Raw genomic sequence first — 19,123 nt, 5'->3', positions numbered from 1 at the left:
GCTCTGCGTGGGAATGCCGCCTTGGACGCTCTGCGTCCGCTCTTCGTGACGCAGAGCGTCGCCGGATGCATTCCCACGCGGAGCGTGGGAATGATCTGGCTTTGCCACACCCGGAAACAATTACCCCGATGTTCCGCCCACTTTAAAACTGTTCCCGTGACGCTTACGTCACCGTCACCTGTGACCTTTCTCTACGGCAAGATGCCATCATGGCGCCAGCGGTTACTCGGCTACACACTTGCTCGGCAAGAAAACGCGCACCTTTATAGTGCGAGCCTTTCTTGCTCCGCCCTTTCCTGGATCAGAATCCACGGCGAAACCACGACCGCCCACAGGCTCGGATCACGCTCAACCAAGTCCAACGCCCGCGTCGCAGACACTTCGCCAAGGCTCCCTGCGGCCAGCCAACCAGCGACTTTGTCGCGGTTATCCTCGGCCATTCCTTCGGCCGCTTCGATCAAATCCAGGCCAGCGTCGACCCACAATAGGGCACCCTTGGCAAAGAACGGTTCAAGCTCCTTCCAGGAAATTTCGGCGGTTTCACCGAGCAGCTTGGCATAGAGGGTGCTAGGTTCTTGCGTCATGGGAATTCACCTGAAGAAAAAATCGGCGCAATCATAGCGTCAGGCGTCAGGCAGAAAAACCCAGTTGCAAATGAGGCACCGAACGAAAGTGTCAGGAAAGCCAAGGATTGCCCGAAACTCTGGCATAAGCCCGCCGCAATTCTGTCTTTTTCTTTCATTAAAGCGACACACCCAAGGTTTGCCCCCAGCAGCCAGCTTTTCAAGCGATCAACCGGCGCTCTACACTGTACCGGTACAGTTGCCAGGGCGATGCCGGGGGGATATCCGCGATATCTGATCCGGTTCTGCAGCTCACAAGGCCGCTAGAACTATAAAAAATACAACAGTAAGAGTGGAGCACTATGAATAAGGCTACTAAGCAGATTTCCAAACTGTTTGCCGCTATGGTCCTGGCTGGGGTTGCCGGCCATTCGTTCGCAGCCGACACCATCAAGATCGGTATCGCCGGGCCTAAGACAGGTCCAGTGACGCAATACGGCGACATGCAATTCATGGGTGCCAAGCAGGCAATCGCTGACATCAACGCCAAGGGTGGTGTCGACGGCAAAATGCTTGAAGCGAAAGAATACGACGATGCGTGCGATCCAAAACAAGCCGTTGCCGTAGCGAACAAAGTGGTCAACGACGGCGTCAAGTTCGTGGTCGGTCACCTCTGCTCCAGCTCCACTCAGCCAGCGTCCGACATCTATGAAGACGAAGGCGTGATCATGATCACCCCGGCGGCTACCAGCCCGGAAATCACTTCCCGTGGCTACAAGCTGGTGTTCCGTACCATCGGCCTGGACAGCGCCCAAGGCCCAGCGGCCGGTAACTACATTGCCGACCACGTGAAGCCGAAAGTCGTTGCTGTTATCCACGACAAACAGCAGTACGGTGAAGGCATCGCCACCGCCGTCAAGCAGACCCTCGAGAAGAAAGGCGTGAAAGTCGCCCTGTTCGAAGGCATCAACGCTGGCGACAAAGACTTCGGCTCGCTGATCCAGAAGCTCAAGCAAGCCAACGTCGACTTCGTCTACTACGGCGGCTACCACCCAGAGCTGGGCTTGATCCTGCGCCAGGCCAAGGAAAAAGGCGTGAACGCCAAGTTCATGGGCCCAGAAGGTGTGGGTAACGACTCCATCTCGCAAATCGCCCAGGGCGCTTCCGAAGGCCTGCTGGTTACCCTGCCGAAATCCTTCGACACCGACCCGGCCAACAAGGCCATCGTTGAAGAGTTCACCAAGAACAAGCAGGACCCAACCGGTCCGTTCGTGTTCCCGGCCTACTCGGCCGTTGAAGTGATCGCCGGCGGTATCGCCGCCGCGAAAAGCGAAGACACCGCCAAAGTGGCTGCTGCTATCCACGCCGGCACCTTCAAGACCCCAACTGGCGACCTGAGCTTCGACGCCAAGGGCGACCTGAAGGACTTCAAATTCGTGGTCTACGAATGGCACTTCGGTAAACCAAAAACCGAAGTTTCCCCTCAGTAAGCCAGGCGTTACTGGTCCAACAAGCCCACTGTGAGAGCAGTGGGCTTTGTTTTACGAGGTTTATGGGCCATGTCACCCGCGATCCGGGCGCTGGCTCACCTGAAAATCTTAAAACCGTCACCAGCGGTTCGCTGGCAAACGCTTCGTGCAACCTGATCACAGAGCAGGGCACCGAGCCGGAAATGACTCCACCAGTGAAATGCGTATCGGGTTTTTAGGAGCGCTGTAATGCCTGAGATCTATCATTTTTTCCAAACGCTGGTTAACGGCATGACCGTTGGCAGCACCTATGCCTTGATAGCCATTGGCTACACAATGGTTTACGGCATCATTGGAATGATCAACTTCGCCCATGGCGAGGTGTACATGATTGGTTCCTACGTGGCCTTCATCGCCCTTGCCGGGCTGGCCATGCTGGGTATCCATTCCCTGCCGCTGTTGATGACCGCTGCGTTCCTGGCATCGATCGTCGTGACCAGTGCTTATGGCTACAGTATCGAGCGCGTCGCCTACCGCCCCTTGCGTGGCAGCAACCGTTTGATCCCGCTGATTTCCGCCATCGGCATGTCGATTTTCCTGCAGAACACTGTATTGCTGTCCCAGGACTCCAAGGATAAGTCCATTCCCAACCTGATTCCGGGGAGCTTCTCCTTCGGCCCAGGTGGCGCACAAGAAGTGCTGATTTCGTACATGCAGGTGCTGGTTTTCGTCGTCACCCTGGTGGCAATGCTCGGCCTGACCCTGTTCATTTCCCGCTCCCGTCTGGGGCGCGCCTGCCGGGCCTGCGCCGAAGACATCAAGATGGCCAACCTGTTGGGCATCAACACCAACAACATCATCGCCCTGACCTTCGTGATCGGTGCCGCACTCGCAGCCATTGCGGCGGTGCTGCTGAGCATGCAGTACGGCGTGATCAACCCCAACGCCGGTTTCCTGGTAGGCCTCAAGGCTTTTACCGCAGCGGTCTTGGGCGGTATCGGCAGTATTCCGGGCGCGATGCTCGGCGGGCTGGTGCTGGGTGTGGCTGAAGCCTTTGGCGCCGACGTGTTCGGCGACCAGTACAAGGACGTCGTGGCGTTCGGCCTGTTGGTTCTGGTGCTGTTGTTCCGTCCGACCGGCATCCTGGGCCGTCCGGAGGTTGAGAAAGTATGAGCAGATATCTTAAATCGGCGTTTTTCAGCGCCTTGCTGGTCTGGGCCGTGGCCTTTCCGGTACTCGGCCTCAAGCTGAGCATTGTCGGCATCAACCTGGAAGTGCATGGCACCGGTCCCGTGACCCTGACCATCATCGCCCTGTGCTCGGTGCTGATGTTCCTGCGCGTGCTGTTCACCCAGCAGGTCGGTGCGTTTTTCAAGGGCAACCGTGGCCCGTTGGTGTCGCCCAAGGTCAGCCAATTCCTGACCCTGCCGCGTACCCAGCGCTACATCATCATCGGGCTGATCGTGGCCGCGTTGATCTGGCCGTTCTTCGGCTCGCGCGGCGCCGTCGACATTGCCACCCTGATCCTGATATACGTGTTGCTGGGCCTGGGCCTGAACATCGTAGTCGGCCTGGCCGGCCTGCTCGACCTCGGTTATGTGGGTTTCTATGCCGTGGGTGCCTACACCTACGCGCTGCTCTCGCACTACCTGGGCTGGGGCTTCTGGATCTGCCTGCCACTGGCCGGCATGGCGGCGGCCACGTTCGGCTTCCTGCTGGGTTTCCCGGTGCTGCGCCTGCGCGGTGACTATCTGGCGATCGTGACCCTGGGCTTCGGTGAAATCATCCGGCTGTTCCTGCGGAACCTCACCGATATCACAGGTGGCCCCAACGGCATCAGCAGCATCCCCAAACCGACGTTCTTCGGGCTGTCGTTCGACCGCACCGCAGCCGAAGGCATGCAGACCTTCCACGAATACTTCGGGATCGACTACAACCCGGTGAGCAAAGTGGTGTTCCTGTACCTGGTGGCGTTGTTGCTGGCATTGGCGGCACTGTTCGTGATCAACCGCCTGCTGCGCATGCCGATCGGCCGCGCGTGGGAAGCGTTGCGCGAAGATGAAATCGCCTGCCGTGCATTAGGCATGAACCCGACCGTCATCAAACTCTCGGCATTCACCCTGGGGGCAACCTTCGCCGGTTTCGCCGGCAGCTTCTTCGCCGCGCGCCAAGGCCTGGTGACCCCGGAGTCGTTCACCTTTATCGAGTCGGCGATCATTCTCGCCATCGTGGTACTGGGTGGCATGGGCTCGCAGCTGGGCGTGATCCTGGCGGCGATCGTGATGATCCTGCTGCCGGAAATGATGCGTGAGTTCAGCGAATACCGCATGTTGATGTTCGGCGCCATGATGGTACTGATGATGATCTGGCGTCCCCAAGGTCTGCTGCCGATGCAACGCCCACACATGGAGCTGCGCAAATGAGCCGCGAGATCCTGAAAGTCGAAAACTTGAGCATGCGTTTTGGCGGCTTGCTCGCGGTCAACGGCGTGGCCCTGACCGTCAAAGAGAAACAGGTTGTGGCGCTGATCGGCCCGAACGGCGCCGGCAAGACCACGGTGTTCAACTGCCTTACCGGCTTCTACAAGCCGAGCGGTGGCAGCATCCTGCTGGATGGCCAACCCATCCAGGGCCTGGCCGGTCACGAGATCGCCCGCAAGGGCGTGGTGCGAACCTTCCAGAACGTGCGCTTGTTCAAGGACATGACGGCGGTCGAAAACCTGCTGATCGCCCAGCACCGGCACTTGAACACCAACTTCTTTGCTGGCCTGTTCAAGACCCCGGCGTTCCGCAAGAGCGAGCGCGAGGCCATGGAATACGCGGCGTACTGGCTGGACAAGGTCAACCTGACCGAGTTCGCCAACCGCCCGGCCGGCACCCTGGCTTACGGCCAACAACGCCGACTGGAAATCGCTCGCTGCATGATGACCCGCCCGCGGATCCTGATGCTCGACGAACCGGCCGCCGGCCTGAACCCCAAGGAAACCGAAGACCTCAAGGCGCTGATCACGGTGCTGCGTGAGGAAAACAACGCCACGGTGCTGTTGATCGAACACGATATGAAACTGGTCATGAGCATTTCCGACCACATCGTGGTGATCAACCAGGGCACGCCATTGGCCAACGGTACGCCGGAGCAGATCCGCGACAACCCGGAAGTGATCAAAGCCTATTTGGGGGAAGCGTAAAATGCTGCAATTCGAAAACGTTTCCACTTTCTACGGCAAGATCCAGGCGCTGCACAGCGTCAACGTGGAAGTGCGCCAAGGTGAAATCGTCACGCTGATCGGCGCCAACGGTGCCGGCAAGTCGACCTTGCTGATGACCCTGTGCGGTTCACCCCAGGCCCATAGCGGCAGCATCCGCTACATGGGTGAAGAACTGGTGGGCCAGGCTTCCTCCGAGATCATGCGCAAGAGCATTGCCGTGGTGCCCGAAGGCCGTCGTGTGTTCTCGCGCCTGACGGTGGAAGAGAACCTGGCCATGGGCGGGTTCTTCACCGATAAGGGCGATTATCAGGAGCAGATGGACAAGGTGCTGCACCTGTTCCCACGGCTCAAGGAACGCTTCAGCCAGCGCGGCGGCACCATGTCCGGCGGCGAGCAGCAAATGCTCGCCATCGGCCGGGCGCTGATGAGCAAGCCCAAGCTGTTGCTGCTCGACGAGCCTTCACTGGGCCTGGCACCGATCATCATCCAGCAGATCTTCGATATCATCGAACAACTGCGCAAGGACGGTGTGACGGTATTCCTGGTGGAGCAGAACGCCAACCAGGCGCTGAAAATCGCCGACCGCGCCTACGTGCTGGAAAACGGCCGGGTGGTGATGCAGGGCACCGGGGAGCAATTGCTCACGGATCCGAAGGTGCGTGAAGCCTATCTCGGTGGCTGAGCCATTGAGATAACAAAAAAACGGCCTTCGGGCCGTTTTTTTATCGCGGTTCAAAGCGTCGCGACCAACTCCCCCTTGCCCGCGCGCTGGCCGGCCAGCATCAATGCCCCGCCCAATAGCAGCAAGCCCGCCGCCAGGAAGATATACGCGCCGTACACATCCAGCGGCGCGTCGAAATAGGCTATGACGCGCTCTGCCCTATTCAATGTCTGAGAACACACCAGCGTACCGGTCAACGAGGCGATGGCCAGTACCGGCGTGACCGTCGCGGACACACGCCCCATGTAGCCTTCAGGCACGGCTTCCTGAAGCATCGGCCCTTGCACAATCGCAAACACCGAGAAGAACAACCCACAACTGAACATCAGCGCCCAGGCCAGGTAAAACGGCGGATGCAGCGAATACGCCAGGTAACTGAACCCCATGCACAGCAACGCAAAGGTAAAGGCCTGACGCGTGCTCAGTGACTTCAACAGCGGCCGGACCAGCACGGCAGCAATCAACCCGCCCACAGGGAACGCTGCGAGAATCAGACCGTATTCATAAGGGCTCAAGCCCAGGGTTTTGAAGGCGTACAAGGACAACGCGACGTTATTGACCCCCAGGGAAAACCCGTACAACGCCACACCGATCAACAACGTCCTGATCGAGGCGTGCCCCCAGGAAAACCGCAGCCCTGCGAGCACTCCATGCCAAAAGGGCGGCCGTTGTTGCTCGGCCAGCAAGGTCCGGCGCAGGCCCTGGGTAGATGCGATGCACAGGGCCGAACAGGCAAAGGCCAGCACATTGATCAGCAGTGCCAGGGCGGGGCCCACCCAGACAAACAAGGCCGGCCCCAGGGACGCCGACAACACTGAAATGCCCGTCAGGGAAAACATTGCCTTGGCCGATGCCTCAACGCGGCGTGCCGAAGGGATGACCACTTGCATGATCGCCTGGCGTGACGGGTTGAAAAACTGTGCGGCCGTGCTGTTCACCAACAACAACAGCAGAACGCCGACGAACACTTGCATCGGGTCCAGCCCGGCCAGTGAATAGATCACGAAAAAGATCAGGAAGTTGAGCACCCGAATCCCATCCGCCGCGATCATCACGTACAACGGGGCCATCCGATCGACCCAAGCCCCGGCCAGTGGGGCCACCCATACACGCGGTATAGCCGAAGCCGCCACTGCCAGGCCTACGGCCGTCGGCAAGAACGCACTGTCGTGAAACAGGTCAGTCACCAGCCACACAATGACGGTGCTCTCGAAAACGAACTCGCCAAACGATGAGAGGGCTTGCCCCAGCCACAAGAATGAGAAATTTCTGCTGATGAAAAAATCTGCAAAGCGGTTTTTCACAGCCAACGCTCCTTATTGGTCTTGCGCACATTCGCCCAGTGCCAGGCATTGCTTGATCCTACAGCAAGCGCATACGGGGCTTGCGAACACTAAGACTCACGGCGCCATTTGCTCGGCCTCGAAAATTTATTTATCACCTGCTGTAACGCAGCCTGATGCCCCAACTCTAGAGGGGTAAGCAAGCAAAAACGCTTCCTTACCCAACCTCACTGCTGGAGTTACACCATGACTACTAAATCCCGTTCGCTGTCCGCCGCTACCCTCGTTCTGGCCCTGGGTTCGGCCCTGAGCTTTTCCGCCCTGACCAACATGGCCCACGCTGACGAAGCGAAAATGGACAAGTGCTTTGGTGTCGCCGAAGCCGGCAAGAACGATTGCGCTGCAGGCGCCGGTACTACCTGCGCCGGTACCTCGAAAGTCAAAGACCAGGCCAACGCCTGGAAACTGGTCCCAGCCGGCACTTGCGCCAAGACCCCAAGCGCCACCTCGCCGACCGGTTTCGGCCAGGAAGCAGCCTTCACCGCCAAGTCCTGAAACCCTGCAAAACCTGAGTACTGATGATGACGCTTTTACCCCAGCACACGGTCTCACCGGCTCAGGTGCCCGGCCTCCCTTACCGGGCCGGGCTGGGGCTGAAGAACGAGCATTTTCTTGAAGTGCTCGAGACCTCGCCCGATATCGGTTTTTTTGAAGTTCACGCCGAAAACTACATGGTCGCCGGCGGCCCGTTTCATCACTACCTGGGTTTGATACGCGAACAGTACCCACTGTCATTGCATGGCGTGGGTCTGTCCATCGGCGGCGAAGGCCCGCTTAATCGTGAGCACCTGGCACGGTTGGCCACGCTGATCGAACGCTATCAACCCCACTCTTTCTCTGAACACCTGGCCTGGTCCAGCCACGGCCCGGTGTTCCTCAATGACTTGCTGCCGCTTGCCTACGACGCCGCGACCCTGGACCGGGTGTGCGAGCACATCGATCAGGTACAAAGCACCCTCAAGCGGCCGATGCTGCTGGAGAACCCCTCGACGTACCTGCAGTTCCAACGCTCGACCCTGGACGAGACGGACTTCATCAGCGAGGTCATCCGGCGCACCGGTTGCGGGCTGTTGCTGGACGTCAACAACGTCTATGTGTCGTGCATCAATCATCAGCGCGATCCACTGGCCTACATCAATGCGCTACCGCTGAAGGCCGTCGGTGAGATTCATCTGGCCGGCTTTGCCGAAGACACCGACAGCCTGGGCGACCGCCTGCTGATCGATGACCATGGCGCGCCCATCGATAACGCGGTGTGGCAGCTCTATGAACAGGTGCTCAAGTACACCGGCCCGGTGGCCACGCTGATCGAGCGGGACAACCAGGTGCCCGCCTTCAGCGTGTTACACGCCGAAGCCCAACACGCCGACTGGCATCTGTCACAGGCGAAGGTATTGAAGCCATGAGCGATCAAGCTGCATTTGCCGGCGCCTTGCTCGACGCCGACCAGGCCTGCCCCGACGGATTGTTCAGCAGCAACGGCGCCGACCCGGCCAGCCGTTTCGCGGTGTATCGAAACAATGTCCACAGCTCGCTGATCAACGCGCTCGCCGCCGCTTATCCGGTAACGCTGCAATTGGTTGGCGATGAATTTTTTCGCGCGATGGCCAGCCTGTACGTGCAAGCCAGCCCGCCCGACAGCCCGTTGATCAGCGATTACGGCAGCACGTTTGCCGCGTTCATCCAGGCGTTCGAACCGGCTGCGAGCGTGCCTTACCTGGCGGACGTCGCACGCCTGGAACGCCTGCGGGTGCGTGCTTATCACGCCGCGGACCGCCAGCCACTGAATCAGCAGGCCATCCTAGAACAACTGCAAGGGCCGACCGACCTGGGGCAGCTAAGCCTGCACCTGCATCCGTCCCTGGCCACCTTGAATTCACCCTACGCCGTGGTTGCGGTATGGGCCGCGCACCAGACCGAAGGCACCATTGCCACCTTGAACCCTTGGTACGCCCAAAGTGCACTGGTGTTACGCCAGGGCTTGGCGGTCAAGGTCTTCGCCATCGACAGCGGTTCGGTGGCGTTTATCAACAGCCTTGACCAGGGATCAGGCCTGGAAATGGCGGTAGAGCACGCGCTTGAAGCATCAGCCGAATTCGACCTCAACCATTGCCTGACACTGCTGATCAGCCACGACGCCATCATTCATTTGCACACCGAACAAAAGGAATCGCCATGAACACTTCCCCTACTTGCCTGGTAAAACGGACCATCGCGCTGTTCGAAAAAATCCCCTACAGCCTGATCGCCTTTCTCGCACGGTTTTCCATTGCGGCGGTGTTCTGGAAGTCCGGCCAGACCAAAGTCGAAGGCTTTGCGATTGATATCATCAACGGCACCTTCCAATTGGGCGAACCCAAGCTTGCCGCTTCAACCCTGCCGCTGTTTCGCAGCGAGTACCACGTGCCCTTGCTGTCACCGGAAGTGGCCGCGCACATGGCAGCATTTGCCGAACACTTTTTCCCGGTACTGATCCTGGTGGGCTTTGCCACGCGCTTCTCGGCCCTGGCGCTGATCGGCATGACCTTGACCATTCAACTGTTCGTCTACCCCGAGGCCTACCCCACCCATGGCACCTGGATCGCGTTACTGCTGCTGTTGGTGGCCAAAGGCCCAGGTTGCCTGTCGATTGATCACCTGATCGCGCGCCGCTACCGCTGAAGGCGATCCAGGGTTTCGCCGCTGCGTCTGAACCAGTCCACCAAGTAGTCGGCCAACACTTGGGTTCGGCGCGGCAGGCCACCTTGATAAGGATGAACCAGGTACATCGGCATGCTGCGCGTTTGATAATCACGCAGCAGCCAGCGCAAGCGCCCGTCGGCCAGTTCCGCCGGTAACACGTAGGACGGCAGGCGGGCGATGCCGGCGCCCACCAAGGCGGCTTTTTTCAACAGGTTGTAGTGGTTGGAAGCGAAGGTACCGCTGACCCGCACCCGCAGCAGTTCATGTTGCTGGTGGTACAACCACTCCTCACGCCCGCTGTAATGGCTGTTGAGCAGACAGGTGTGCGCGGCCAGATCCGCAGGCGTCAGCGGTTCGCCATGCTGCGCAAGGTAGGCCGGGCTGGCGCAGGTCATTTCATGCCAGGCCAACAGTGGCTTGGCCACCAGCCGCTCGTTATCCATCGCCCCCATGCGCACGCCCAAATCGAAGCCATCACGCGCCAGGTCGCGGTAGCTGTTGTTCAGTTCCAGCTCGATCTGAACCTGCGGGTATTGCTGGGTGAACTCCAGCAACAAGCCATCGAAGAAGGTTTCCCCCAGCGACACCGGAACCGTCATACGCACTGGGCCAGCCAGATCGTCCTTGAGCCGCGCCAACGCCTGACGGGCGCGCTCCACCTGGTCCACCAGCGCCTGAGCCTGGGGCAACAACGCCGCACCGGCGGCGGTCAGGCTGAGCTTGCGAGTGGTACGGTGCAATAACACCACCGAAAACTGCGCTTCCAATTGGCTGATGCGCTTGGACAATTGGCCCTTGCTGCAGCCCAATTGCTCCGCCGCCAGGGTAAAACTGCCCGCTTCGATCAGCACGGCAAAGGCCGCCAGGTCATCCATTTCGCTCATGGATTGTTTCCAATTGAAAACCAAAGGTTGCCTATTAGCGCGTTTATCCACTTAAAAAGCCATCCTAGACTGAAACCTCACTTAATCCCCGGAGGAACAGCACGATGAAAATCCTATTGATTGGTGCCAGCGGCACGGTCGGCTCAGCGGTCAAGGCGGAACTGGCGCAGCGTCACGAGGTGATCAGCATCGGCCGCAGCGGCGGCGACTTCCAGGTGGATATCAGCGACAGCGCATCGATCCGCAAACTGTTCGAGCAGACCGGCAAGTTCGACGCGTTGGTCTGCGCGGCAGGCAGTGTGAATTTTGTGGCACTGGGTGAGATGAGCGAAGCCGACTTTGAACTGGGCCTGCGGGACAAGCTGATGGGCCAGGTCAACCTGCTGCTGATCGGCCGCGACTACGCCAACGACGGTGCCTCGTTCACCTTTACCAGCGGCATCCTGAACCGCGATCCGATCCGCACCGGCGCCTCTGCCGCATTGGTCAACGGCGCATTGGATGCCTTCGTCAAGGCGGCGGCGATCGAATTGCCGCGCGGCTTGCGCATCAACTCGGTGAGCCCGACCGTCTTGCTCGAAGCCATGGGCAGCTACGCGCCGTACTTCCGCGGCTACAAACCGGCTCCGGGTGCCGATGTAGCACTGGCCTACGCGAAAAGTGTCGAAGGCTTACAGACTGGTCAGACCTACATCGTGGGTTGAGTGGCGCTTGCCTCACGCGAGAACTGAGACATCCACTCGATCACCAGTGCGCGCGGGGCAACAAAACTGAACTGCCCACCCAGCTCACTTTGAACCATGGCGGTACTGAGCTGATAGCCGTCGACATAAAGTGTCAGGTGCTTCTTGTAGGCAAGCAACGTAAGGGATTTCGCTCTTGCCTTCGCCTCAGGAGTTAACGTGACATTCACCTCAACGTAGGCCGGATCAGGGTTTTCGGCCTTTTTCAGCGTCACCGAGATGTCGGTGAAATCACTGGCTGACGAGAGGACGAACCGGATGGGCTCGTCTGACAAGGCAGCGCCTGCCCAGAGCAAAAGAACGCAAATACTCCATTTGATACTCATCACGGCCCCCTACCAAAAACGCCGACACTCTCACGGCTCTCCAATCTTCACTATAGGAAACATCCCTATTAGTAACGCCTGCGCTGCCATCGTCCAGGGAACAGATTATTCAAACTGTGTCCCGAGCTTGTGATGCGGCGCCACCCTGCGTAACGTGGCGGCACTAGTTTGGAGACCCAATAATGCGCGCCGCCCGTACCCTTGCTCTGTTTGCCCTGCTGCCCCTCTTCACCGCTTGCCAGATGTTCGAGAGCGAGCCGGCCAAACCGTCTACCGTCGGGCTGACCCGCATGCAGGGTGAGCTCACGGCAGTGGGCGACAAACTGCTGTTCCAGCCGTGCGGCGACAAACGCAACTACGTGGTCAATGACACCGGCGGCACCAGCGTCTTGCAGGAAGCCGCGTCCCTGGCCGGCCAGCAAGGCGTGCTGTTTGCCGATTTACGCGGCAAGTTTTCCGGGGTGGCCAGCGGCACCCAGGGTTCGGTCGACCTGCAACAACTGTATCGTGTAGAACGCTCGACCTCGGCCTGTAACGACCCGGACTTCAAACGCATGATTCTGCGGGCCAATGGCCATAAACCGGCCTGGGCGATGAGCGTAACGGCCAAGGGCATGGTGCTGGAACGCGAGGGCCAGCCGCCACTGGCGGTGCCTTTTGTCGAAGAGCAACTGGGTGACGGCCGTTTCAACCTGATGACCGAAGCCAATAACCAGCACATCGAACTGTGGGTAGCCCCACAACGCTGCATCGATGCCGCCAGCGGGAGCTTGCAACACATGACCGCCGAGTTGCGGGTCAATGGCCAGGTCCAGCGCGGTTGTGCATCATTCGGCGGCTCGCGGGACGACTGATTCAGCCTTGGGCTGTTTTAACATGACGGGAATCAGCCTTTGGGGCTTATAATCGCCGGTTTGCAAAACAGCCGGCATCGAAGCCCGCCGCCCACCGGATCCTGTCATGTTACGAATCACCGAACTCAAGCTGCCCATCGACCATCCCGAAGAAGACCTGCGGCCTGCCATCGTGCAGCGCCTGGGCATCGCCAGTGATGACCTGCTCGACTTCACCCTGTTCAAACGCAGCTACGACGCGCGCAAGAAATCGTCGGAGCTGTGCTTCATCTACACCATCGATCTGAACGTAAAGGGCGAAGCCGCCCTGCTGCTCAAGTTCGCCGATGACCGCAACATCAACCCGGCACCGGACGTCAGCTACAAAGTGGTGGGCCAGGCGCCGCAAGGCCTGGTTGAACGGCCGATCGTGGTGGGTTTCGGCCCCTGCGGCATTTTCGCCGGGCTGTTGCTTGCGCAGATGGGCTTCAAGCCGATCATCCTCGAACGCGGCAAGGAAGTGCGCCAGCGCACCAAAGACACTTGGGGCCTGTGGCGCAAAAGCGTGCTCAACCCCGAGTCCAATGTGCAATTTGGCGAAGGCGGTGCCGGGACCTTTTCCGACGGCAAACTCTACAGCCAGATCAAAGACCCGAAGTTCCACGGTCGCAAAGTGCTGCACGAGTTCGTCAAGGCCGGCGCGCCGGAAGAAATCCTCTACGTCAGCAAGCCGCACATTGGCACCTTCCGCCTGACCGGCGTGGTGGAAAACATGCGCGAGCAGATCATCGCTCTCGGTGGTGAAGTGCGTTTTGAGCAGCGCGTCACTGATGTGCTGATCGAAGATGGCCAGTTGAACGGCGTGGTCGTCGACGGCGGCGAGCAGATCCTCTCCAAGCACGTGATTCTGGCCCTGGGCCACAGCGCCCGCGACACCTTCCGTATGCTGCACGGCCGTGGCGTGTACATGGAGGCCAAACCATTCTCGGTGGGCTTCCGTATCGAACACCCGCAGTCACTGATCGACGCAGCGCGCCTGGGCAAATACGCCGGGCACCCGAAACTGGGCGCCGCCGACTACAAACTGGTACACCACGCCAAGAACGGCCGTTCGGTCTACAGCTTCTGCATGTGCCCGGGCGGCACCGTGGTGGCGGCGACTTCCGAGCCGAACCGCGTGGTCACCAATGGCATGAGCCAATATTCACGCAACGAGCGCAACGCCAACTCCGGCATCGTGGTCGGCATCACGCCTGAGGTGGATTACCCAGGCGGACCGCTGGCCGGTATCGAGTTGCAGGAGCGCCTGGAGTCTCACGCCTACATCCTCGGCGGCAGCAACTACGAGGCGCCGGCGCAGCTGGTGGGTGATTTCATCGCCGGTAAGCCGTCCACCGCCATTGGCAGTGTGGAACCGTCCTACAAGCCGGGGGTGGCCCTGGGCGACCTGGCGCTGGCATTGCCGGACTTCGCCATTGAGGCGATTCGTGAAGCGCTGCCGGCGTTCGAGAAACAGATCAAAGGTTACTCGCTGCACGATGCGGTACTGACCGGTATTGAGACCCGCACCTCGTCGCCACTGCGCATTACCCGTAACGAGTCGATGCAGAGCCTGAACGTGAAAGGCTTGTTCCCGGCCGGTGAAGGCGCAGGTTACGCCGGTGGCATCCTGTCGGCGGGTGTTGACGGAATTCGGATTGCCGAGGCGTTGGCGCGGGATATGCTGGGTATAGAAGCTTAAGCACTTCTTACAGCCAACCCGTATCAAATGTGGGAGCTGGCTTGCCTGCGATGGCGGTGGTTCAGTCGATAAATTCGGCGACTGACACTCCGCTTTCGCAGGCAAGCCAGCTCCCACATGGGTTTATTGGGCGTGTCAGATATTGGCGCGCAGGACGCTGGCAGGCAACGGCTCACCCTTCTCTACACTGGCCGCAACGGCTGCTATCAAGCCGCCAAGCTCATACCCCTGCTCCGCCAACCAAGCCTGATCGTAGTACGTGTTCGCATACCGCTCGCCCCCATCACACAAGATCGCCACGATCGACCCCGACTCCCCCGCCGCTTTCATCTGCAGCGCCGCGACCAAAGCGCCGATCAGGTTAGTCCCGCTGGAACCACCCACCCGCCGCCCCAACCGCTCGGCCAGGTAATGCATGGCTGCCAATGACAGCGCATCCGGCACCTTGACCATTGCATCAATCACCTTGGGCAAAAACGACGCCTCGACCCGTGGCCGGCCGATCCCTTCGATGCGTGAACCGCACTCCAGGCGCAAACTGGCATCGCCCGTCTGGTAGTAGTCAAAAAACACCGAACGCTCGGCATCGGCACACAGCACGCGGGTGCAATGCTGGCGATAACGCACGTAGCGGCCCAGGGTCGCCGTGGTGCCACCGGTGCCGGGGCTGGAAATCAACCAGCTCGGCTCCGGGTAATGCTCAAAACGCATCTGCTGGAAAATCGACTCAGCGATGTTGTTGTTTGCCCGCCAGTCCGTCGCGCGCTCGGCGTAGGTGAACTGGTCCATGAAGTGACCGCCACTTTCCTTCGCCAAACGTTCGGACTCGGCGTAGATCTGCGTCGGATCCTTTACCAGATGGCTCTTGCCACCATAGAAGGCAATCTGGTCGATCTTCGCCTGGGACGTGGTGGCCGGCATCACCGCGATAAACGGCAGGTCAAGCAAACGCGCAAAGTACGCCTCCGACACCGCAGTAGACCCACTGGACGCTTCGATCACCGGCGCACCCGGCTTGAGCCAGCCATTACACAGCGCATAAAGGAACAGCGAACGCGCCAGCCGATGCTTGAGGCTGCCAGTGGGGTGGCTGGACTCATCCTTGAAGTACAACTCGATACCCGGCAGCCCCGGCAATGGAAGAGGGATGAGGTGCGTGTCGGCGCTGCGCTGGAAGTCCGCTTCGATGACACGGATGGCTTCGCGAGCCCAGGTACGGTGGTCGTTCATGAGGTGAGTCTCTAAGGGTTTCAGTCCCGATTTTAGGGGCTTTCCTACACGCCACACAGATACAGTGACGACTCAATTAGACACACAATTGCTAAGCTTTGACGCAAGACCAATCCTGACCCTCTCTTATAACAAATAAGAATATAACTTTTGTTTTAACAACTAACAGTACGGGTTAGGGTACCCACCTATTGAACCTTATTGGAGAGCATCCCTTGCCTCTGCGTAGCACTTTCACCCGTTTCTTCCAGCTGGAGGCCGCCAGCGGTCTGTTATTGATCGCCGCTGCCGCTTTGGCGCTGATCATCAATAACTCACCACTATCCCACCTCTACGGCGCCTTCCTCGATACGCCGGTGGTGGCGCAGGTTGGCGCGCTGAAAATCGCCAAGCCAGCGCTGCTGTGGATCAACGATGGCCTGATGGCGCTGTTCTTCCTCCTGATCGGTCTGGAGGTCAAACGCGAGTTGCTCGACGGCCACCTGTCCAAGCCATCGCAAGTAGTACTGCCGGGGGCGGCCGCGATTGGCGGCATGGTGGTGCCGGCTTTGATCTATTGGGCACTGAACAAGGACAACCCCGCCGCACTCGCCGGCTGGGCAATCCCGATGGCCACCGATATCGCTTTTGCACTCGGCGTCCTGGCCCTGCTCGGCAAGCGTGTACCGGTGTCACTGAAGCTGTTCCTGATGACCCTGGCCATCATTGATGACCTGGGCGCTATCATCGTCATCGCGGTGTTCTACTCCGCCGAACTGTCGAATGCAGCCTTGGCGGGCGCGGCCACGTGCCTGGTCGCCTTGATCGCGATGAACCGCCTGGGCGTGGTCAAACTCGGCCCGTATATGATCATCGGCCTGATCCTGTGGGTCTGCGTGCTTAAGAGTGGCGTGCACGCAACCCTGGCCGGGGTAACCTTGGCGTTCTGCATTCCACTGCGCACCAAAAATGCCGAACCCTCGCCACTGCTGACTCTGGAGCACGCCCTGCACCCTTGGGTGGCCTACGCTATCCTGCCGTTGTTCGCCTTCGCCAACGCTGGCGTGTCGCTGACCGGGGTTACCCTGGACAGCTTCACTCACCACGTGCCCATGGGCATCGCTGCCGGCCTGCTGATCGGCAAGACCATCGGCGTGTTCGGCCTCACTTGGCTGGCCATCAAGACCGGAATCGCCACCCTGCCCAGCGGCGCCAATTGGGGCCAGGTGCTGGGAGTGGCCATCTTGTGCGGCATCGGCTTCACCATGAGCCTGTTTGTCGGCTCCCTGGCCTTTGTGCCGGGCGCCAGTGAGTTCGCGGGTGAGGATCGAATGGGCATCCTCACCGGGTCGATCCTGGCAGCCTGTATTGGCTACGCGGTCACAGCGCTGGCGAGTCGCAAGAAAGCCTGAGCGCTCTGAACGCCCCACAAAAAACCCCAGCCGGTTACCCGGTTGGGGTTTTTCTTTTGGCGAAGATGACACTTTCGCGTAACGCCTAAAGACTTTGTCTCGGCCGCCGACTAAGGATTGTGGCGATCCGCCTGCCCCGTCTGGGGCACCCGCCTGACACAGCTCTTCAACGCGTTCCCAGCCCGAGCGAAAACCCATGTTCCTGAGAAATATAAGAATCGCAGCCAGAGCCTTCATCGGCTTCGCTGCTATTGCGTCGCTGAGTGTGTTTCTCGGCCTGTTCGCGCTCAAGCAGATCGGCGAAGTGCAGTCCCAGGCTGCCGACATCCAAAACAACTGGATGCAGCGCGTGAGGATCCTCGCCCTGGCCAATGCCTCGCTGGATCGTTTTCGCTTGGGAGAAATGGCGCACATCCTGTCCGCAAGCGACGCCGATATGCAGACCTACGAAGACAAATCCGCGGGTCGCCTGAAAAGCGTCAAGGAGCAACTGGCTCAATATGCAGCGCTGTTGCGCACGCCGGAGGAAAAGTCGCGCCTGGACGTGTTTAACGAGAGCCTGGAAGGGTACGCCAAGAACCACACCGAGATGCTCAAACGCTCGCGCTCAGGTGACAAGGCTGGCGCCCGTGACTTTCTCAACAGCATTCGAGAAAGCTATGAGCAGATGACCAAGAACTTCGATCAATTGATCGACCTCGCCAACAAGGGCGCAGAACTTGCCGGCCAGACTTCCGTGGCCGCGTACCAGCATGCCGTGGGCGGTATCGCCATCGTCATCGTACTGGTGAGTGGCGGCACGGTGCTGGTGGCCTGGCTGCTGACCCGCAGCATTACCGGCCCCATCATTGAAGCGGTCCGGGTGGCTGAAACCATCGCCAAGGGCGACCTCAGCCAGCCCATCAACCCGACCGGCAATGACGAAGCCACACGCCTGTTGCGGGCACAAGAGACCATGCGTAATAACCTGGTGCAGACACTGCGGCAAATAACCGGCTCGTCGAGCCAACTGGCGGCAGCGGCCGAGGAACTGAATGCCGTTACTGCCGAGGGCAGCCGCGACCTGCAGCAGCAACATGGCGAGATCGAGCAGGCCGCCACCGCCGTCACCGAGATGACCACGGCCATTGAAGAGGTCGCCCGGAATGCCGCCACCACCTCCGACCTGTCCCAGGCGTCGCGCAGCATCGCCTTGAAAGGCCAGCAACGTATGGTCGAGGCACTGAGTTCCATCCAGGCCCTAACCCGTGGTGTAGAGCTAAGCTCCAGCCAAGTGGGCGGCCTGGCCGAGCAGGCCAAAGGCATCGGCAAAGTGCTCGACGTTATCCGCACCATTGCCGAGCAAACCAATTTATTGGCACTGAACGCGGCCATCGAAGCGGCGCGGGCCGGTGATGCGGGCCGTGGTTTTGCCGTGGTCGCCGACGAAGTACGCGCCCTCGCCCATCGCACCGCGCAATCGACCCAGGAAATCGAACAGATGATTGGCAGCATCCAGACCAACACCGCCAGCACCGTCAACACCATGCTCGACAGCAGCACCATGACCCAGCAAACCATTGGCCTGGCCGAACTGGCGCAGCAAGCGCTGGCGGATATCCTTGCCGCTAATGACGAGATCAACAACCGCAATCTGGTGATTACCACGGCGGCGGCGGAGCAAGCTGACGTTGCCCGGGCGGTCGACCGCAACTTGCTGAATATTCAACAGTTGTCGATTCAGTCCGCCGAAGGCTCGACTCAGACCACCGCCGCTTCGCAATCGCTTGCCAGCCTGGCGCATGAGTTGAATACGATGGTGAAGCACTTTCAGGTGTGAAGTATCCGCGCGAATGCCTGCCCGGACACTGTAACTGTGGCGAGGGAGCTTGCTCCCGCTGGGGCGCGCAGCGGCCCCCCCTCTTTTTTTTTTAAAAATCGGACCCCCACGCGGTGCCACAGGGGCGCCAGCCCTCCCCACAGCCCAACTTATACATGGCTTGCCATAAA

20 protein-coding genes are annotated in these 19,123 nt (G+C 59.8%); 14 read left to right on the top strand and 6 right to left on the bottom strand.

What is annotated here, in order from left to right:
- Positions 1-263: 263 nt before the first annotated feature.
- On the bottom strand, positions 264-584 hold the full coding sequence (locus tag GIW28_RS25980) for a DUF2288 domain-containing protein (RefSeq protein WP_236446409.1): 321 nt from the start codon (positions 582-584) through the stop codon (positions 264-266).
- Positions 581-787, bottom strand: a complete 207-nt coding sequence (locus GIW28_RS25975; protein WP_138453093.1) for a hypothetical protein — start codon at positions 785-787, stop codon at positions 581-583. Before GIW28_RS25975 ends, GIW28_RS25980 begins: the two co-directional genes overlap by 4 nt.
- A 138-nt stretch (positions 788-925) precedes the next feature.
- Between GIW28_RS25975 and GIW28_RS25970 the strand changes: the two genes are divergently transcribed.
- The 5 genes from GIW28_RS25970 (at position 926) to GIW28_RS25950 (ending at position 5,922) form a co-directional block, all read left to right on the top strand.
- Positions 926-2,053, top strand: coding sequence for a branched-chain amino acid ABC transporter substrate-binding protein (locus GIW28_RS25970; RefSeq protein WP_017137213.1), 1,128 nt, complete (start codon positions 926-928; stop codon positions 2,051-2,053).
- 228 nt (positions 2,054-2,281) lie between these two features.
- Positions 2,282-3,205, top strand: a complete 924-nt coding sequence (livH, locus tag GIW28_RS25965) for a high-affinity branched-chain amino acid ABC transporter permease LivH (protein WP_017137212.1) — start codon at positions 2,282-2,284, stop codon at positions 3,203-3,205.
- Positions 3,202-4,455 (top strand): high-affinity branched-chain amino acid ABC transporter permease LivM, encoded by a 1,254-nt coding sequence (locus GIW28_RS25960; protein WP_099548585.1) that lies wholly within the window; start codon positions 3,202-3,204, stop codon positions 4,453-4,455. Before livH ends, GIW28_RS25960 begins: the two co-directional genes overlap by 4 nt.
- Complete coding sequence (gene livG / locus GIW28_RS25955) at positions 4,452-5,219, top strand: high-affinity branched-chain amino acid ABC transporter ATP-binding protein LivG (protein WP_017137210.1); 768 nt, start codon at positions 4,452-4,454, stop codon at positions 5,217-5,219. Before GIW28_RS25960 ends, livG begins: the two co-directional genes overlap by 4 nt.
- Position 5,220: 1 nt before the next feature.
- Complete coding sequence (locus GIW28_RS25950; RefSeq protein ID WP_017137209.1) at positions 5,221-5,922, top strand: ABC transporter ATP-binding protein; 702 nt, start codon at positions 5,221-5,223, stop codon at positions 5,920-5,922.
- 50 nt (positions 5,923-5,972) lie between these two features.
- On the opposite strand, the gene GIW28_RS25945 is transcribed toward GIW28_RS25950, so the two are convergent.
- Complete coding sequence (locus GIW28_RS25945) at positions 5,973-7,265, bottom strand: MFS transporter (RefSeq protein ID WP_236446411.1); 1,293 nt, start codon at positions 7,263-7,265, stop codon at positions 5,973-5,975.
- 225 nt (positions 7,266-7,490) lie between these two features.
- Between GIW28_RS25945 and GIW28_RS25940 the strand changes: the two genes are divergently transcribed.
- Genes GIW28_RS25940 through GIW28_RS25925 form a run of 4 tightly spaced genes read left to right on the top strand, consistent with a single transcriptional unit; the run spans position 7,491 to position 9,965 of the window.
- Entirely contained in the window at positions 7,491-7,799 is a 309-nt protein-coding gene (locus tag GIW28_RS25940; RefSeq protein WP_017137207.1) for a BufA1 family periplasmic bufferin-type metallophore, read from the top strand.
- Between the two features lie 23 nt (positions 7,800-7,822).
- The gene (bufB, locus tag GIW28_RS25935; protein ID WP_236446413.1) at positions 7,823-8,710 is read left to right on the top strand and encodes an MNIO family bufferin maturase; all 888 of its coding nucleotides are present in this window, start codon (positions 7,823-7,825) and stop codon (positions 8,708-8,710) included.
- Positions 8,707-9,483 (top strand): HvfC/BufC N-terminal domain-containing protein, encoded by a 777-nt coding sequence (locus tag GIW28_RS25930; protein ID WP_017137205.1) that lies wholly within the window; start codon positions 8,707-8,709, stop codon positions 9,481-9,483. Before bufB ends, GIW28_RS25930 begins: the two co-directional genes overlap by 4 nt.
- Entirely contained in the window at positions 9,480-9,965 is a 486-nt protein-coding gene (locus tag GIW28_RS25925; protein ID WP_017137204.1) for a DoxX family protein, read from the top strand. The genes GIW28_RS25930 and GIW28_RS25925 overlap by 4 nt, the downstream gene beginning before the upstream one ends.
- On the opposite strand, the gene GIW28_RS25920 is transcribed toward GIW28_RS25925, so the two are convergent.
- A complete protein-coding gene (locus GIW28_RS25920) occupies positions 9,956-10,870 on the bottom strand; it encodes a LysR family transcriptional regulator (RefSeq protein ID WP_017137203.1) in 915 nt (304 codons plus the stop codon). The two genes, GIW28_RS25925 and GIW28_RS25920, sit on opposite strands and share 10 nt — an antisense overlap.
- A gap of 104 nt (positions 10,871-10,974) precedes the next feature.
- On the opposite strand from GIW28_RS25920, the gene GIW28_RS25915 reads away from it, so the two are divergent.
- Positions 10,975-11,574: a short chain dehydrogenase gene (locus GIW28_RS25915; protein WP_099548580.1), complete on the top strand. Its 600-nt coding sequence runs from the start codon at positions 10,975-10,977 to the stop codon at positions 11,572-11,574.
- Here GIW28_RS25915 and GIW28_RS25910 read toward each other — a convergent pair.
- Positions 11,559-11,939, bottom strand: coding sequence for a hypothetical protein (locus GIW28_RS25910; protein ID WP_170036492.1), 381 nt, complete (start codon positions 11,937-11,939; stop codon positions 11,559-11,561). The genes GIW28_RS25915 and GIW28_RS25910 overlap by 16 nt on opposite strands.
- Positions 11,940-12,121: 182 nt before the next feature.
- Between GIW28_RS25910 and GIW28_RS25905 the strand changes: the two genes are divergently transcribed.
- Positions 12,122-12,793 (top strand): COG3650 family protein, encoded by a 672-nt coding sequence (locus tag GIW28_RS25905; protein ID WP_099548579.1) that lies wholly within the window; start codon positions 12,122-12,124, stop codon positions 12,791-12,793.
- A gap of 106 nt (positions 12,794-12,899) precedes the next feature.
- Entirely contained in the window at positions 12,900-14,513 is a 1,614-nt protein-coding gene (locus GIW28_RS25900; protein WP_236446415.1) for an NAD(P)/FAD-dependent oxidoreductase, read from the top strand.
- Positions 14,514-14,648: 135 nt separating this feature from the next.
- Here GIW28_RS25900 and GIW28_RS25895 read toward each other — a convergent pair whose 3' ends face one another.
- Entirely contained in the window at positions 14,649-15,743 is a 1,095-nt protein-coding gene (locus GIW28_RS25895; RefSeq protein ID WP_176991269.1) for a PLP-dependent cysteine synthase family protein, read from the bottom strand.
- Between the two features lie 215 nt (positions 15,744-15,958).
- Here GIW28_RS25895 and nhaA point away from each other — a divergent pair, with 215 nt between their 5' ends.
- Positions 15,959-17,134 (top strand): Na+/H+ antiporter NhaA, encoded by a 1,176-nt coding sequence (gene nhaA, locus GIW28_RS25890; RefSeq protein WP_138454015.1) that lies wholly within the window; start codon positions 15,959-15,961, stop codon positions 17,132-17,134.
- A gap of 196 nt (positions 17,135-17,330) precedes the next feature.
- Positions 17,331-18,953, top strand: a complete 1,623-nt coding sequence (locus GIW28_RS25885; RefSeq protein ID WP_236458924.1) for a methyl-accepting chemotaxis protein — start codon at positions 17,331-17,333, stop codon at positions 18,951-18,953.
- Positions 18,954-19,123: the final 170 nt, after the last annotated feature.

Origin of the sequence: Pseudomonas sp. PA-5-4B, from assembly GCF_021606215.1 — a bacterium.
Taxonomy (GTDB): Bacteria; Pseudomonadota; Gammaproteobacteria; order Pseudomonadales; family Pseudomonadaceae; genus Aquipseudomonas; species Aquipseudomonas edaphica.
Note: the sequence above shows the minus strand (reverse complement) of the source record. Positions and strands in the feature narration are given on the sequence as shown.